This window comes from Clostridioides sp. ZZV15-6597 (assembly GCF_020657815.1).
GTDB lineage: Bacteria > Bacillota > Clostridia > Peptostreptococcales > Peptostreptococcaceae > Clostridioides.
Map to the genome: position 1 here is coordinate 1 of NZ_JAGWCT010000096.1, position 15,114 is coordinate 15,114.

Annotated in this window: 16 protein-coding genes; 13 read left to right on the forward strand and 3 right to left on the reverse strand. The window is 26.8% G+C overall.

The window, feature by feature from the left end; translation table 11 throughout:
• The first annotated feature begins 226 nt into the window (after positions 1 to 226).
• The 5 genes from KGF52_RS16710 to KGF52_RS16730 all read left to right on the forward strand — a co-directional run bounded on the left by KGF52_RS16710 (position 227) and on the right by KGF52_RS16730 (position 5,452).
• Positions 227 to 571, forward strand: coding sequence for a replication/maintenance protein RepL (locus tag KGF52_RS16710; RefSeq protein WP_227840955.1), 345 nt, complete (start codon positions 227 to 229; stop codon positions 569 to 571).
• A gap of 16 nt (positions 572 to 587) precedes the next feature.
• Positions 588 to 1,184 carry a hypothetical protein gene (locus KGF52_RS16715; protein WP_227827961.1) on the forward strand — a complete coding sequence of 199 codons (597 nt, stop codon included), beginning with the start codon at positions 588 to 590 and terminating at the stop codon, positions 1,182 to 1,184.
• A gap of 36 nt (positions 1,185 to 1,220) precedes the next feature.
• Entirely contained in the window at positions 1,221 to 3,815 is a 2,595-nt protein-coding gene (clpB, locus tag KGF52_RS16720; protein WP_227840956.1) for an ATP-dependent chaperone ClpB, read from the forward strand.
• A 283-nt stretch (positions 3,816 to 4,098) separates the two neighbouring features.
• A complete protein-coding gene (locus KGF52_RS16725) occupies positions 4,099 to 4,569 on the forward strand; it encodes a methylated-DNA--[protein]-cysteine S-methyltransferase (protein ID WP_227840957.1) in 471 nt (156 codons plus the stop codon).
• Positions 4,570 to 5,311: 742 nt separating this feature from the next.
• The gene (locus KGF52_RS16730; protein WP_227435245.1) at positions 5,312 to 5,452 is read left to right on the forward strand and encodes a hypothetical protein; all 141 of its coding nucleotides are present in this window, start codon (positions 5,312 to 5,314) and stop codon (positions 5,450 to 5,452) included.
• On the opposite strand, the gene KGF52_RS16735 is transcribed toward KGF52_RS16730, so the two are convergent.
• Positions 5,449 to 5,820 carry a helix-turn-helix domain-containing protein gene (locus KGF52_RS16735; RefSeq protein WP_227827964.1) on the reverse strand — a complete coding sequence of 124 codons (372 nt, stop codon included), beginning with the start codon at positions 5,818 to 5,820 and terminating at the stop codon, positions 5,449 to 5,451. The genes KGF52_RS16730 and KGF52_RS16735 overlap by 4 nt on opposite strands.
• 651 nt (positions 5,821 to 6,471) lie before the next feature.
• On the opposite strand from KGF52_RS16735, the gene KGF52_RS16740 reads away from it, so the two are divergent.
• A complete protein-coding gene (locus KGF52_RS16740) occupies positions 6,472 to 6,729 on the forward strand; it encodes a hypothetical protein (protein WP_227827965.1) in 258 nt (85 codons plus the stop codon).
• Between the two features lie 272 nt (positions 6,730 to 7,001).
• Here KGF52_RS16740 and KGF52_RS16745 read toward each other — a convergent pair whose 3' ends face one another.
• Positions 7,002 to 7,679, reverse strand: a complete 678-nt coding sequence (locus KGF52_RS16745) for a VanZ family protein (protein WP_227840958.1) — start codon at positions 7,677 to 7,679, stop codon at positions 7,002 to 7,004.
• Positions 7,680 to 7,910: 231 nt separating this feature from the next.
• On the opposite strand from KGF52_RS16745, the gene KGF52_RS16750 reads away from it, so the two are divergent.
• The 6 genes from KGF52_RS16750 (at position 7,911) to KGF52_RS16775 (ending at position 13,442) form a co-directional block, all read left to right on the forward strand.
• Positions 7,911 to 8,210: a hypothetical protein gene (locus KGF52_RS16750; RefSeq protein WP_227840959.1), complete on the forward strand. Its 300-nt coding sequence runs from the start codon at positions 7,911 to 7,913 to the stop codon at positions 8,208 to 8,210.
• A gap of 322 nt (positions 8,211 to 8,532) precedes the next feature.
• Positions 8,533 to 8,781, forward strand: a complete 249-nt coding sequence (locus tag KGF52_RS16755) for a DUF5071 domain-containing protein (RefSeq protein ID WP_227840960.1) — start codon at positions 8,533 to 8,535, stop codon at positions 8,779 to 8,781.
• Positions 8,782 to 9,118: 337 nt separating this feature from the next.
• Positions 9,119 to 9,796, forward strand: coding sequence for a TVP38/TMEM64 family protein (locus KGF52_RS16760; protein ID WP_227840961.1), 678 nt, complete (start codon positions 9,119 to 9,121; stop codon positions 9,794 to 9,796).
• Between the two features lie 156 nt (positions 9,797 to 9,952).
• Positions 9,953 to 11,608 (forward strand): dihydroxy-acid dehydratase, encoded by a 1,656-nt coding sequence (ilvD, locus tag KGF52_RS16765; protein ID WP_227840962.1) that lies wholly within the window; start codon positions 9,953 to 9,955, stop codon positions 11,606 to 11,608.
• Positions 11,609 to 11,850: 242 nt separating this feature from the next.
• On the forward strand, positions 11,851 to 12,789 hold the full coding sequence (locus KGF52_RS16770) for a S8 family peptidase (RefSeq protein ID WP_227840963.1): 939 nt from the start codon (positions 11,851 to 11,853) through the stop codon (positions 12,787 to 12,789).
• Positions 12,790 to 13,013: 224 nt separating this feature from the next.
• Positions 13,014 to 13,442 carry a flavodoxin gene (locus KGF52_RS16775; RefSeq protein WP_227827972.1) on the forward strand — a complete coding sequence of 143 codons (429 nt, stop codon included), beginning with the start codon at positions 13,014 to 13,016 and terminating at the stop codon, positions 13,440 to 13,442.
• A 213-nt stretch (positions 13,443 to 13,655) separates the two neighbouring features.
• On the opposite strand, the gene KGF52_RS16780 is transcribed toward KGF52_RS16775, so the two are convergent.
• The gene (locus tag KGF52_RS16780) at positions 13,656 to 14,450 is read right to left on the reverse strand and encodes an HpcH/HpaI aldolase family protein (protein WP_227840964.1); all 795 of its coding nucleotides are present in this window, start codon (positions 14,448 to 14,450) and stop codon (positions 13,656 to 13,658) included.
• A gap of 160 nt (positions 14,451 to 14,610) precedes the next feature.
• Between KGF52_RS16780 and KGF52_RS16785 the strand changes: the two genes are divergently transcribed.
• The gene (locus KGF52_RS16785; RefSeq protein ID WP_227827974.1) at positions 14,611 to 14,979 is read left to right on the forward strand and encodes a MerR family transcriptional regulator; all 369 of its coding nucleotides are present in this window, start codon (positions 14,611 to 14,613) and stop codon (positions 14,977 to 14,979) included.
• Positions 14,980 to 15,114: the final 135 nt, after the last annotated feature.

Here is a 15,114-nt window from a genome sequence, read left to right on the forward strand (position 1 = left end):
AAATTGAAAATGCTAATTTTAAGAAATAATAAAGTTTAGCTTCTGGATAAATAAAAGTTTACTTTATAGATAAACTTTTGCTGTTTTTGTTTTTGACATACATATTTTTTTGTAATATATTTATATTATCAATTAGAGATAAGGAGAGTGAGAAGAGATATTTAATTTAGAGAAGGCATTAAAAAAAGATTTAAATCAAGAATATACAGAGAGTAGAAATTTGATTATGAACAAAAGTAAATATATGAATGTTTGCTTTAAAAATTATATCAAAGTGGCAGAAGGAATGTATACTAAGAGAGATTTAATTCCAATAAAATTAATAAATTCTATGGATAAAAATAATAAGATTAGAAAAACATTACATGAATTATCTTGTGAATTTGAATATCCAAAGACTTCCTTGTCTTCATTGTTTACAGAACTAAAAAAATTAGATTTTTTACAGAGAGTAAAAAATGGTGAGTATATGATAAATCCACATATAGCATATAAAGGAAATAGAGCTGATAAAGAAAGTTTATTAGAAGAATATAATCAGATAAAAAGACCTAATAAGGTTAGTAAATAAGGAAGAAGGTTTTTATATGAGTTTAAAACTTGATAGAAATGTTCTACAGTGGTTTGATTATGTATTTGAAAATGAAGAAACTAGTTTGAGACATTATAATTTTGAATGTACATTAAAAGAGATTAGCCCCACTAGTTTAAACAAAGTAGCATTTATATTAGAAAAAAATAATTCTGAATACTGGAAGTTGTATTTTGAAATACCAGCCGAAGTTACTTTGAAACTTAGACAAAACATTCATCCTTTATTTAGAGAGTATATATACGAACAAATATCACTGTATAACGATAATCAAATTTACAATTTTGTAAATTCAAATTTATTAAAAGTGTTTAATAATATTGCAATTTACCAATATAATCTTTTAGAAAATCTATATACTATTGATTTTAGAAAGAGTTTTATAGAGAAATGCCAGTATTTGTTAATAGGTGAAAAAAGACTTATAGATGAAGACTTATATCTAAAAGCAAAATCAAAAGAAGTGTTTGATTTTTTTAACTCAGATGGAACCTTTAATCTGACATTAAGTTTTGACATACAAAAAAATGAAAGTTTGCTTGATAGTCTTTTGGAGCTTAGAAAATCAATAATCATAAATGAGAGAATTTAATTTATTTGGATATAATATTAAAATGGAGGGATTTATATGGACGTAGAAAAAATGACTTTAAGAGTTCAAAAAAGTTTAAATGAGGCTTATAATGAAGCAGTAAAAAATCATAACCAACAAGTAGATGTAATTCATCTTTTTTCAGCACTTATTAATCAAGAAGATGGGTTAATACCAAATATAATAGAAAAGATGAATATATCAATAGATTCTTTAAGAAATACTGTAAACCTTGAAATGGATAAACTTCCAAAAGTATATGGAGAAGGAGCAGATTCACAAGGAGTGTCAGCTACTAGAAAAATAAATGAAGTACTTATAAAAGCAGAAAGTATTTCTAAAGAATTTAAAGATTCATATATAAGTGTTGAGCATGTTATGCTTGCAATGATGGAAACAGAATCAAAATCAGTTGTTGGTAAAATATTGAAACAATATAATATAAATAAAAATGACTTTTTAAACGTTTTATCACAAGTTAGAGGTAGTCAAAGGGTAGAAACGCAAGACCCAGAAGGAACATATGATGCGCTTGCTAGATATGGAACAAATTTAGTAGATTTAGCTAAAAAAAATAAGTTAGACCCTGTAATTGGAAGAGATGAAGAAATAAGAAGAATTATAAGAATTTTATCGAGAAGAACAAAAAATAACCCTGTATTAATTGGTGAACCAGGTGTAGGTAAAACTGCGATAGTTGAAGGCTTAGCAGAAAGAATAGTAAGAGGAGATGTACCAGAAGGATTAAAAGATAAAATAGTATTCTCTCTTGATATGGGTGCATTGATTGCTGGTGCAAAATATAGAGGAGAATTTGAAGAAAGATTAAAGGCTGTCTTAAAAGAAGTTCAAAGTTCTGATGGAAAAATCATATTATTTATAGATGAGATTCATACTATAGTTGGAGCTGGTAAAACAGAAGGATCAATGGATGCAGGTAACCTGATTAAGCCTATGCTTGCAAGAGGAGAGTTAAATTGTATTGGTGCAACTACTTTTGATGAATACAGAAAATATATAGAAAAAGATAAAGCACTTGAAAGACGTTTCCAACCTGTAATTGCAGAAGAACCTACTGTTGAAGATACAATATCTATACTTAGAGGACTTAAAGAACGATTTGAGATACATCATGGAGTAAGAATTCATGATAATGCTATTGTAGCAGCAGCAAAATTTTCTCATAGATATATACAAGATAGATTTTTACCAGATAAAGCAATAGATTTAATAGATGAAGCTGGAGCTATGATTCGTAGTGAAATAGATTCATTACCAACAGAATTAGATGTGGTTAGAAGAAAATTATTTACACTAGAAACTGAAAGAGAAGCTTTACTCAAAGAAAATGATGATAAGAGTAAGTCAAGACTAGAAGACATTCAAAAGGAAATAGCAGAGTTAAAATCTAAAAATGATGAAATGACTGCTAAATATGAAAAAGAGAAGAGTCAAATATTAGATATTAAAAATTTAAAATCTCAATTAGATGAAGCTAAAGGGAAAGCTGAAAAATATGAAAGAGAATATGATTTTAATAAAGCAGCAGAGGTTAAATATGGTGAAATACCTAAATTAGAAGAGCAAATAAAAAAATATGAGGAAAGTATGAATGATGGTTCTGAGAATTCACTTTTAAAAGAAGAAGTTACAGAAGAAGAAATATCTAATATTGTATCAAAGTGGACAGGTATACCAGTAACTAAATTAGTTGAAGGTGAAAGAGAAAAGCTGCTTAAGCTAGAAGATGAACTTCATAAGAGAGTTATTGGACAGAATGAAGCAGTTACAGCAGTTTCAAATGCAGTAATACGTGCAAGAGCTGGCCTAAAAGATGAAAGAAAACCAATTGGTTCATTTATATTCTTAGGACCTACAGGAGTTGGAAAAACTGAACTTGCAAAAACTCTTGCTAGAAATTTATTTGATAGTGAAGATAATATAATTAGAATTGACATGTCTGAATATATGGAAAAACATGCTGTATCAAGATTAGTAGGACCTCCTCCAGGATATGTAGGATATGAAGAGGGGGGACAACTTACAGAAGCAGTTAGACGTGCACCTTATTCTGTAATATTATTTGATGAGATAGAAAAGGCACATGAAGATGTATTTAATATGTTTTTACAAATATTAGATGATGGTAGACTTACTGATAATAAAGGTAAGACTGTAGACTTCAAAAATACTCTTATAATAATGACCTCTAATATAGGAAGTAATTATTTATTAGAAGCAGGTGGAAACATAACAGATACTACTAACAGTCTTGTAATGAATGAGATGAAGCATCGATTTAAACCTGAATTTCTAAATAGAATAGATGATATTATAATGTTTAAACCTTTAGACCAAGATAATATCAAGAAAATTATAGACATATTTATGGAAGATTTAAAAAATAGATTAAAAGAAAAAGATATTTCTATTGAAGTTACAGATTCAGCTAAAGATGTTATGGTGAGAGAAGGTTATGACCCTGTGTATGGTGCAAGACCTCTTAAGAGATATATAGGAAATACATTAGAAACTATAATTGCAAGAAAACTTATTGCTGGAGATATATATACTGGCTGTACTATAGTTATAGATGGGAAAAATGAAAATATTGAAGTTTTAGTTAAGTAATAAAAGTCAGTAGAGCAAAATGTGCGGTTTGATACATTATGCTCTACTGACTTTCTTGTTGATTAATGTTAATTAATTTATAGATTTATAGTTTTAAGAAGGAAAATATAATTATTTTTATTATTTATGTAATATAGGATTATTAATTGATTTTATATTATATAACTATTTTTAAGAGTATTAAAGTTTTTTTTAATAAAAGTTGATAAAATATATGATATAAATAAATAAAACTATTAATATAACTGAAGGTAAAAATAAATGTGGAAGGATATAGTATTTAATGAAAAATATATTTTACTATGAAACTAAAATTGGGAACATAGGAATATCAGAAGAAAATAATTATATTACAGATTTATTCTTTGGTATGCAAGAATTATCTTGTGAAAAATACACAGTTAAAGAGACTGAAATTATAAAAGAAGCAAATAAACAGTTAAGTGAATATCTAAATGGTGATAGAAAAAAATTTGCTTTACCATTACATCCATCAGGAAGTGAGTTTAGTAAACAAGTTTGGAGTGAACTTTGCAAAATTCCATATGGAGAAACAAGAACTTATCTAGAATTAGCAAATACAATTAATAGACCTAAATCATATAGAGCAGTGGGATTAGCCAATAGTAAAAATCCTATCTCTATTTTTATACCTTGCCATAGGCTTATTGGTTCTAATGGAAGTTTAAGAGGTTATTTGGGCGGAATAAAAACAAAGGATTATTTATTAAAACTTGAAAGTGAAAATAAATAATAGAATTATATAGTAAGTACATATTGAAAGATAATACTTATAATGAAAATTAACTTTATCTTCACTAATAATTAAGTTCCAATAATTAAATCATGAAAACTTAAACTCTCAATAATAAAAATTGTCTAAAGCTGAATAAATTTTACTACACAAATATAAATAGAATAACATAAATTTATTTGTTGAAAAGGAAAAAGTAGCAGAGAATAATAGTGAATTTGATACTATTTACTGATGATTTTTAAGGAACTAAATAAAAGAGAAATACTATTTTGTGAGAGAATCTTGAAGCGTAGGCAGATAAGTCTATTCCCCCCTTAGAAAGTAGATTTTAATTATGTTTATAAATGGCAAAAAAATACTGAAAATGATAGTTAGTAAACTATCATTTTCAGTATTTTTTTATAATTTATCAAGTACTAAAAAGTAGATTAAATAAACATAAAAATTTATATATTTATACAAAATTTTATAATGAGAATTATCTTAAAAAATATATAAAAACATAAAAAATATACAAAATTCTACAATAATAGATTTTTTTGTTATAATTACGAGTTTTTTATTGCATCTGTAGAATAAAAGTATTATTATATAGTTAAGATAATTATCCAAGAAAATTTTGGATAATAGAAAAATATTTTATGAAATGGAAAAATTATAATTATATAATTTTTATTAAAAATTTGTTGGGAATCTTTGAATAAAATTAAGAACATAGGTTCGCTGGGGGATGGTGCATGTGGAAAAATCAAATACTACTATTATAAGAAAGGAAAAAATTAAAGACACAGGAATTAAATTAGATTTTTTATTGAGTGTAGATATTGATTTTTATGAACTGTTATTAGAAATCTTGGAAAAAGTAAAAGAAGAGAATTAGTTCTCTTCTTTTAAAAATCTCTTTATATAAGCATTATCAATCATTTTTTCTATAGCTTCTCTATCTTCTTCCTCAAGTGAATATATCTTTTCTAAAAGTTGTTTTGTTTTTTCACTAACTGATAAACTTTCTATTATTAATTTGTCTTCTCTATTTATTTTTGTATTTTCATTTATACCTAATAAATAATCTGTAGATGTCTTCAGTGCTTTTGCTAATCTTACTATTATTTCACTTTTAGGTTCTCGCAGATTATTTTCATAACGTGATAAACTAGCTTCAGTTATACCAACTTTAGTAGCAAGTTCCTTTTGATTTATATCCAACTCTTTTCTTAACTTTGCTATTCTATCTCCTAAACTTTCCATATGTACATCACTCCTTACCGAAATTATAAGTTATTTTACTAAAAAGTAAAATAAAATTACCAAAAATATATAAAAAAAGATAAAAGAGAAGAAAAAAGATTGATAATTACCGTTTGTATATATATAATATAAATTATACAAGTGGTAATTTATGGAGAGGTGATATGTTAAATACAAAAAATCAAAATTAAAAATGATGCTATTAAAAATAAATCAAAAAAGTAATAAAAATATTAAAAATAAATCCTATAATACATTTATTTGAAGGAAATATAAAACTAAGTTTATAAGAAAAGAGATATGCACTTTGTAAAAATATTGAGTTTTGATATAAATGATTTAAGATGCAAATGATTTGAATAAAAATTTTTATTAATACAATTACCAAATGTATAAATCAATATGAGAAGGGTGGTAAGGATAAGTTTTACTAAGTGAAATAGATTATATAATGGTGTTGGAATAATTAACAGATGATTTATCATGGAAATAAAAAAGAGAACTAATTTAGTAAATATTTTAAAATTAAAGAAATTCTCAAAAGAGAAAGATGTTATATAAGTATGTAATGGCAAAAGTTTTAATTATGTCAAAATAGTATATAACAAGGAAATGACTTTAAAATAAATTAAATATATTGGAGAGGTTGAAATGATAATAATTAGAAGCCAGGATAAAACTAATTTAATGAAAGTTAGTAAAATTGAAATAAATGATAATCAAATATATGTAACATTTGAAGATATGTATAATACTAGGAAGATAGGAGATTATGAAAGTAAAGAGAGAGCAATACAAGTATTAGATAAGATACAAAATTTTATTGAGAATGGTACTGAGTATGATTATATAACTGCTAATAAAGTTAGATGTAATGTAAATCGAATATTTCAAATGCCAATTAAGTAAGGCGATTATGTTAGGCTGTTAAGATTTGAAAAGTATTTTAATAATTTTGTTGAAGGTAATTATAATTAAAAGTTATAGATTATTTTAAATATTGTTTTTGCAACAATCAAGTATAAAAGGGAAAATAGGTATTATCAATAATATAAAAAGATTATTTTTAAATATATTATCTTTAAAGAATAAAATACCCCATTCTTAATGTAATAAGAAGGGGGATTTTATTTATACATAAATATTAAAATAAAATGTAAATTTAATGTATATTAAACTATCTAATAAGGAATGATATAAAAATTATACAATAGAAATTCTCCTAAGACAGCTAATATTAAGTACATAATAGTTTCATTTTTAGGAAGATTAATAGCTTTTCTATTTGTATCATCATCAGCTTCAACAGCAATTTCATCTTTAACAGTTTGTTCATATCGATATGAAAAGAGAGTCTTTTTACTTATATAATTAAATAAATTATTTATACATATCCATATGAAATATCCCAAAATAGCACCTAGAGTATTCATCATCAAATCATCAATATCTGTAGCTCTATGATTGAATAATTGACAAATCTCAATTGCTAATGAAAAAACTAATCCAGTCCATAATATACTAATAAAATTTCTATATCTTTCCCAAATCAAAGGAAGTAAAAATCCTAAAGGCATAAACATGATGATGTTTAGAATATAAGTTAAAGCACCACTTGAACTAAATGGAATTAAATTTATTTCATCTAGCCTAATAATTTCATCATATCTACCTATATCCCATATACTTCCAATACCTGCTTTGCTAAGTGCTAAGTAAATATAAAATAAAAAAACATAGACCCATATTAGATGTGTTATTAAACTCCTCTTTTCTTTTAAATTTACTTTTCTTATAACAATTATTTGGTATATTAAACAAGGTAATATTGCACAAAATAACGGATAAAGTGTCCACATAATTGTAATTTATCTCCCTTCAAAATTTATATTTTTAACCTCATAAATACTATCTTTATTGTAATCTTTAAAAATAAATTTTTCTTTAATAAAACCTTAAAAATTTATTAACTTATAAAATAGAATCTTCTACACCTAATATGTAAATGTTTAAAAATTTTATCATATGTATAAATATTATAAATATATGGAAATAATAATAGTATATATTGGTAAAATAGGAGGAATTGTATGAAATGGATTAAATGGTATAGTATTACATGTATATGTATTTTTGCTCTTATAACTTTTTTTATGTTAATATTTCCAAATAAAGTAAGAATGCTTGATGCTTCATATGCATATAGTCTTATTGAAAAAAAAGTGCCAAATGGTGCTAGCTATCAAGGATACAAGAAGAATCAAATTGATGGTACTACTACAATTTATTATAATTATAATAATTCAACTCATGTAGTGAAATTATCACACCCTGAATATAATTCGAGAGAGATTAACTGGGATAAAGTTTCAAATATTATATTTGATTAACTTAAAATAACATTTATTATTTTGAAAATTTATTGTATATAAAAATATGTCATTTTTATAATATAATAAAATGGATATGTTTAAGAAGATTTTAATTCTTTAAAATCTAGAAAGAATCATGGTCATACTACTATAAACTGTATATCTAGTAAAAGGCAAAGTGGTGTTCAGATTAATATCAGTACTTATATACAAGTATATTAAGTTATAATTTGTTTGACATTTATACATGTAGATATGAGAATCTAAACATAAACGATTTTTGTCTATTTAATTAAGGGAGATAAGACAACTATTGTGTCTTGGATTGGAGAAATATATTATGAAAAATGTAGAAGAACTACTTCCAAAAGATAAGTTTAATAACTGTAATATTGAAAAATTAAAATTATTATCTGATGAAGAAATAAAACCTATTTGCCATAGGCTTTTAGAATGGATACGAGATTACAATTGGCCTGTTGCAAAAGATATATTGTCTGTATTGGCATTACATCAAGAAATTATTACTCCACTGATAATAGATATTCCTAAAAACATTCTCTTAATGGAATGTTTTTTTATTTATTAGAAAAAACAATATTTATCAATGGATAAAATAATAAAGCCCTTATTTTTTATAAATAATACTATTTTCCATATTATTTAAAAAATTTTCTAAGTAATATAACAAAACTTTTTTATTTAGCTTAATTGTGCAATTTGTTGATATTTCTTAGATTTTTGTAATTAGTTAATAAAAAAATGTATTATAATAATATTATCGAAACTTGAAAATCTGACAAAGAGATAATATTATAAGAAGTGATGAAGAAGTTATTTGGATGGAATAAAAATAAAGGGTTATTTATTAAAACTTGAAAAAGAAAATAAATAATATCGATATACAATAAATACATATAGAAAGGATGATACTTATTATAAAAAAGAATTTGAAAGGAATTGTTACAGCACTTATCATTGTTATTTTTATACTCGTTTATTATACATTTTTTAGAGATATTACAGCAGAGCAGATACGTCAATATGTGCAATCATATGGAAACTATGCACCTTTTGTATATATATTGATTTTCTCAATTTTACCAATTACTTTTTTTCCAGTTCCAGTCTTAGCATTGGCTGGAGGATTAGCATTTGGATTGTGGAAAGGAACACTTTATACGATAATAGGTGCAGGTATTAATAGTGCAATTATGTTTATGATGGCAAAGGTATTAGCTAAAGATACCATAACTAAGTTTTTAAAAAATAAATTAGCACCATCTTTATGGGAACTTTTTATGGAGGCAGATGAGAAGAGAGGATTTTTTATTATATTTGTATTAAGATTGATACCAATTACTCCATATAATCTTATAAACTATGGAGCAGGACTTACTAACATAAAGTTTAGTAGTTATATACTTGCAACATTTATTGGTATTTTACCAGGAACATTAGTGTTCTTAAATATAGGAGATAAAGCTATTGATGTTACTAATCCTTCTTTTATAATTTCTATAGTGTTGTTGCTTTTATTAATAATAGCATCTTTAATATTGGCAAAAAAGATTTCTCCAACTAGTATATCCAAGAGAGAATAAGCATTTAATTTATTTGTGTAAGATATTAATATAAAATCGTAATAATTTTATATTAATATCTTTTAATATTTTTTGGATTTTTTGTAATTAATTGATATAAAAATATATTATAATAATATTATGAAAATTTTAAAAATATAAGAAAGAGGTAATACCATGAGAAGTGATATAAAAAAAGGAATAGAAGGAGCTCCAAAGAGAGCATTAATGTATGGAATGGGTCTTACTAGAGAAGAGATTGAAAGACCACTAATAGGTATAGTAAATGCACAAAATGAAGTGATTCCTGGTCATCTTCATCTTGATGAAATAGCAGAAGCAGCAAAAAATGGAGTGAGAATGAGTGGTGGATTACCATTAGAATTTCCAGCTATAGGAGTTTGTGATGGTATAGCTATGGGACATGTTGGAATGAATTATTCACTTGCTTCAAGAGAATTAATAGCCGATTCTATAGAGGCAATGGCGATGGCACATGGTTTTGACGCTTTAGTACTTATACCTAATTGTGATAAAATAGTGCCAGGAATGTTAATGGCTGCTGCAAGACTTAATATACCAAGTGTTGTTGTAAGTGGAGGTCCTATGCTTCCAGGAAAAGCAAATGGAAAAGTATATGACTTTAACTCTGCAATGGAAGGTGTTGGAGCTTGTAAGGATGGAACAATGAGTGAAGAGGAACTAGAAGTGTTGTCAATGAATTCTTGTCCTGGTTGTGGTTCATGTTCTGGGCTTTTTACAGCTAATAGTATGAATTGTTTAACAGAGGCACTAGGTATGGGTATTCCATATAATGGTACTGCTGCTTCACATTCAGGAGAAAGAAAAAGAATAGCAAAATATGCAGGTATGTATGTCATGGAACTTCTTAAGAATGATATAAAGCCTAGAGATATTTTGACAATAGATGCTTTTAAAAATGCAATAACTGTAGATATGGCAATGGCTGGCTCTACAAATACAGTGCTTCATTTACCTGCAATAGCCTATGAAGCAGGAATAGAACTTAATTTAGATTTATTTGATGAAATAAGTGAAAAAACTCCTTGTTTAACAAAATTAAGTCCAAGTGGTAAGCATCATATCGAAGATTTACATATGGCAGGCGGAATACCAGCTATAATGAATGAAATTTCAAAGATAAAAGGAATAAATTTAGATTGTAAAACAGTAACAGGCAAGACTATAGGAGAAAACATAAAAAATTGTGAGATAAAGAACGAAGAAGTAATACATACATTAGAAAATCCGTATAGCAGTCAAGGAGGCCTAGCAATTTTAAGAGGTAATCTTGCTACAAATGGAGCAGTTGTAAAAAAATCAGCAGTAGCAGAGGAAATGTTGGTTCATGAAGGTCCAGCAAGAGTTTTTAATTCAGAAGAAGAAGCTGTTAGTGCTATATTTGGCAAAAAAATAAATAAAGGTGATGTTATAGTTATAAGATATGAAGGTCCAAAAGGAGGGCCAGGAATGAAAGAAATGTTATCTCCTACCTCAGCAGTTGCGGGAATAGGACTTGATAAGCATGTAGCACTTCTTACTGATGGTCGTTTTTCAGGAGCTACCAGAGGGGCATCTATAGGACATATTTCTCCAGAAGCTATGGAAGGTGGTTTAATAGGAATAGTTGAAGAAGGAGATATAATTTCTATAAATATACCAGATAAAAAATTAGAATTAAAAGTAAGTGATGTAGAAATGGAAAAGAGAAAATCAAAATTTAAGCCTTTGGAACCAAAAATAAAGCATGGATATTTAAGTAGATATGCTAAACTGGTTACATCAGCAAATACAGGGGCAGTTTTGAAATAGTAAATATATTATATCTTATAAAAAAGTAAATCTGCATATGTAAGCAAATCTTTATTTTGATATAGCACATAAATTTTATTTTGTAGATAATAAAATATGACTCCTAAAAATAAAAAACATATCATAAATATAAATAGATGAGTATAATCATGTAACTATAAATTAAATTATTAATTTATAGTTTATCATTTTAACTTGTTTATAATTTTTTATATGCAATAAAATTTTTAGGGGGATACATTATGAATAAAAAAATGAAGTTAATTCCATATGAGATAAATGAAAATCTAAGAGGAACAAAGAATAAATTTCCATATGGTATAAAACAAATGAATGCTAAAGGAATGTGGGAAGAGGGATACACTGGTAAAAATGTTGTAGTTGGTATAATAGATACAGGTTGTGATACATCTCATCCTCTATTAAAAGGGAAAGTCATTGGAGGGGTAAATTTCAGTGATGATAGTAATGGAAATAAAAATATATATGAGGATTTTAATGGACATGGAACACATGTAGCAGGTATTATAGCAGCATCTAATTATAATAATGAAGTTATGGGAGTAGCACCAGATTGTAAATTATTAATAGCAAAAGCATTAAATAAAGATGGTATTGGGACGTATCAGAGTATAATTAATGCTATCAACTTTGCTGTAAGTAGCAAGGTGGATATTATATCTATGTCTCTAGGAGGGAATAAAGATGATAAAAATCTAAAAAATGCTGTTTTACAAGCAGTAAAAAATAATATTCCTATAGTGTGTGCAGCTGGTAATAATGGAGATGGGGATTCTAGTACAAGTGAATATAGTTACCCAGCAAGTTATCCTGAAGTAATAGAAGTAGGTGCAATAAATGAAAACTATTTAGTTGAGAAATTTAGCAATTCAAATAGTACAATAGATTTAGTTGCACCAGGAAGAAATATTTTATCAACTTATATGGATAATAAACTTGCTATTATGAGTGGTACTAGTATGAGTGCACCCTATGTAACGGGTTCAATGGCATTGATTAAAGAGTGGGCAAGAGAAGAATTTGAACGAAATTTTGATGAAGCTGAGTTGTATGCACAGTTAATAAAGTGTACAAGGGCACTTGGTTTGCCTAGAACAGAACAAGGAAATGGTTACCTATATTTAAATCTTTATAAATACAAGGGTAATACTAAAAGATAGTATTTGTTTGCTAATGAAAAATGAAGACTATGTATTTAATAGATAAATGATAAAAATTATTTAATGAGAAATATTATCAATAAATATTGATTTTTAAAACTACTCATGATATTATATATTTAGAAAAAATAAAGAGATTTCAAATAAAGAAATCTTTTATTTTTTAAATATTAGTTAGCTATAGCTAACTAATAAATTAATTAAAAATATCATAGGAGGTAAAAATGAGTAAAATATATATTGTTTATTGGAGTGGAACAGGAAATACTGAAAAAATGGCAAATTTTGTAGCAGAAGGTGTAAAGTCAAAAGGTAAAACACCAGAGGTTTTAGATGTAAGTTTATTGAAACCAAGCGATTTAAAAGGAGAAAATAAATTTGCACTAGGTTGCCCATCTATGGGAGCAGAGCAATTAGAAGAAGGTTATATGGAACCATTTGTATCAGAATTAGAATCAATGGTATCAGGTAAACAAATTGGATTATTTGGTTCATATGGTTGGGGAAATTGTGAATGGATGAGAGATTGGGAAGAACGTATGCAAAATGCTGGTGCTACGATTATAGGTGGTGAAGGAATCACAGCAATGGAAGATCCAGATGGAGAGGCAGAGGCTAATTGTATTGAATTAGGTAAAATGTTGGCTGAATAAATTTGTATGCTATAAAAAGCTAATTTTTAAAAACTAATGATAATATTAGTATACATAAAGCTAAAAAATATTAATAGTATGACATATGTGATGAATATTCTATAAAAGAGAAAATAGTTAATGTTTTGACTTCAAGATATATTCAGTACTGCCGGATAATAATTTTTTATTTGTTATCTGGCAGTATGTTTATTGTACAAGAAATACAATTATTTAATGATGTTTTTCAACTGGTACAACTTCATCATAAAAAGACCATAATTGATTGATAGCAGAAGTGATAAAGGTTGTATCTTGTGCAAAGCAAAGCATATTTGCACCAATATTGACCCATGTTTCAACGCTTGTCTTTTCTATTGTTGGAAAGACAATAAAAGGCATTTTATATTTTTTACATATCTCAGCAGCATGAGTAATCATATTTTTTATTTCTGGTCTATCCATATCTCCAGCAAAGCCAAGATCTAAAGATAGGTCGCCAGGACCTAGTGCTATAATATCAACACCATCAACCTGAACTATATCTTCAAGATTGTCATAGCCTGATTTTTGCTCAATTAACATCATTTTCAATGTTTCTTTATCTGCGTTTTTAATATAGTCTAAATAATTCATACGCCCATAATAAGAAGCACGTTGAGGATTACATCCTCTTATACCTTTTGGTGGGTAGGTACAAACTGATACTGCTTTTTGTGCGTCTTGTACTGTATTAATAAATGGAAATCCTATGATATCTGTTCCCATATCCATTATGGCTCTAACAAGAGCAGGGTCACTATTTCCTAATCTAACTAAAGAAGCAGCACCGCCAGCATGTGCTGCTATCATATGTTGCTGAATGTCTTTACGGTCTAAGGCTCCATGTTCTCCCTCAATCCAGACAAAATCATATCCAGATAGCCCTACTAATTCACTTACAGCTGAATCAGACAGTGAAACTGCAATTCCACAAAGTACTTTTCCTGCATTTAAATTTTCTTTAATCATAGTTGCATATTTTTCCATTTATATCATCCTTTCTTTTACCAGTTGATTTTTACACTTCAAACTATACAACTTCAACCTAACTTGAAGTCAATACTTTTTTATTGACTACTGATTGACTATTATGAAAGGAATTTTTATAATGTTATTATTCATTTAAAATTTTATGGAGGTAAAGAACATGCAATATTCCATGACTGAGGTATCAAAAATAACCGGAATTTCTCCATCAGCAATCCGTTTTTATGAAGAAAAAGGCTTGTTACTTCCTATCAATAGAAAACCAAGTGGTGTTCGTTATTTTTTAGAAGAGGATATAGAACGCCTAGTCTTTATTATAGAACTTAAAAAGGCAGGTTTATCTATAAAGGATATATATGAATGCTTTCATTTCTGTGATATGGGAGATGATACAATAGATAAAAGAATTTGCCTATTTGAACAACATAAACAGAATATTCAAAATAAAATACATGTGTTGGAACATTGTATGGAGCAAATAGATGAAAAAGTAGCCTATCTAAACGAAAAAAAGGCAGTTAAGAAATAATTTTTTGTGCTCTTTTTATAACTTTATTGTCTGTTTATGTATGTAAAGTCTTGATTTTAATGCTTTTCTTACACTATGTATCAAAGTCTAAATTGGTTTTTATTTTGTCTGAGATTTCTCTATGTAATAAAAAAG

Coding starts and splice junctions, on each gene's coding strand:
- ilvD (WP_227840962.1), top strand. CDS start 9,953: ATGAGAAGTGATATAAAAAAAGGAATAGAAGGAGCTCCAAAGAGAGCA.
- clpB (WP_227840956.1), top strand. CDS start 1,221: ATGGACGTAGAAAAAATGACTTTAAGAGTTCAAAAAAGTTTAAATGAG.
- KGF52_RS16710 (WP_227840955.1), top strand. CDS start 227: ATGAACAAAAGTAAATATATGAATGTTTGCTTTAAAAATTATATCAAA.
- KGF52_RS16770 (WP_227840963.1), top strand. CDS start 11,851: ATGAATAAAAAAATGAAGTTAATTCCATATGAGATAAATGAAAATCTA.
- KGF52_RS16775 (WP_227827972.1), top strand. CDS start 13,014: ATGAGTAAAATATATATTGTTTATTGGAGTGGAACAGGAAATACTGAA.
- KGF52_RS16745 (WP_227840958.1), bottom strand. CDS start 7,679: ATGTGGACACTTTATCCGTTATTTTGTGCAATATTACCTTGTTTAATA.
- KGF52_RS16780 (WP_227840964.1), bottom strand. CDS start 14,450: ATGGAAAAATATGCAACTATGATTAAAGAAAATTTAAATGCAGGAAAA.
- KGF52_RS16740 (WP_227827965.1), top strand. CDS start 6,472: ATGATAATAATTAGAAGCCAGGATAAAACTAATTTAATGAAAGTTAGT.
- KGF52_RS16785 (WP_227827974.1), top strand. CDS start 14,611: ATGCAATATTCCATGACTGAGGTATCAAAAATAACCGGAATTTCTCCA.
- KGF52_RS16715 (WP_227827961.1), top strand. CDS start 588: ATGAGTTTAAAACTTGATAGAAATGTTCTACAGTGGTTTGATTATGTA.
- KGF52_RS16760 (WP_227840961.1), top strand. CDS start 9,119: ATGATACTTATTATAAAAAAGAATTTGAAAGGAATTGTTACAGCACTT.
- KGF52_RS16750 (WP_227840959.1), top strand. CDS start 7,911: ATGAAATGGATTAAATGGTATAGTATTACATGTATATGTATTTTTGCT.
- KGF52_RS16725 (WP_227840957.1), top strand. CDS start 4,099: ATGAAAAATATATTTTACTATGAAACTAAAATTGGGAACATAGGAATA.
- KGF52_RS16735 (WP_227827964.1), bottom strand. CDS start 5,820: ATGGAAAGTTTAGGAGATAGAATAGCAAAGTTAAGAAAAGAGTTGGAT.
- KGF52_RS16755 (WP_227840960.1), top strand. CDS start 8,533: ATGAAAAATGTAGAAGAACTACTTCCAAAAGATAAGTTTAATAACTGT.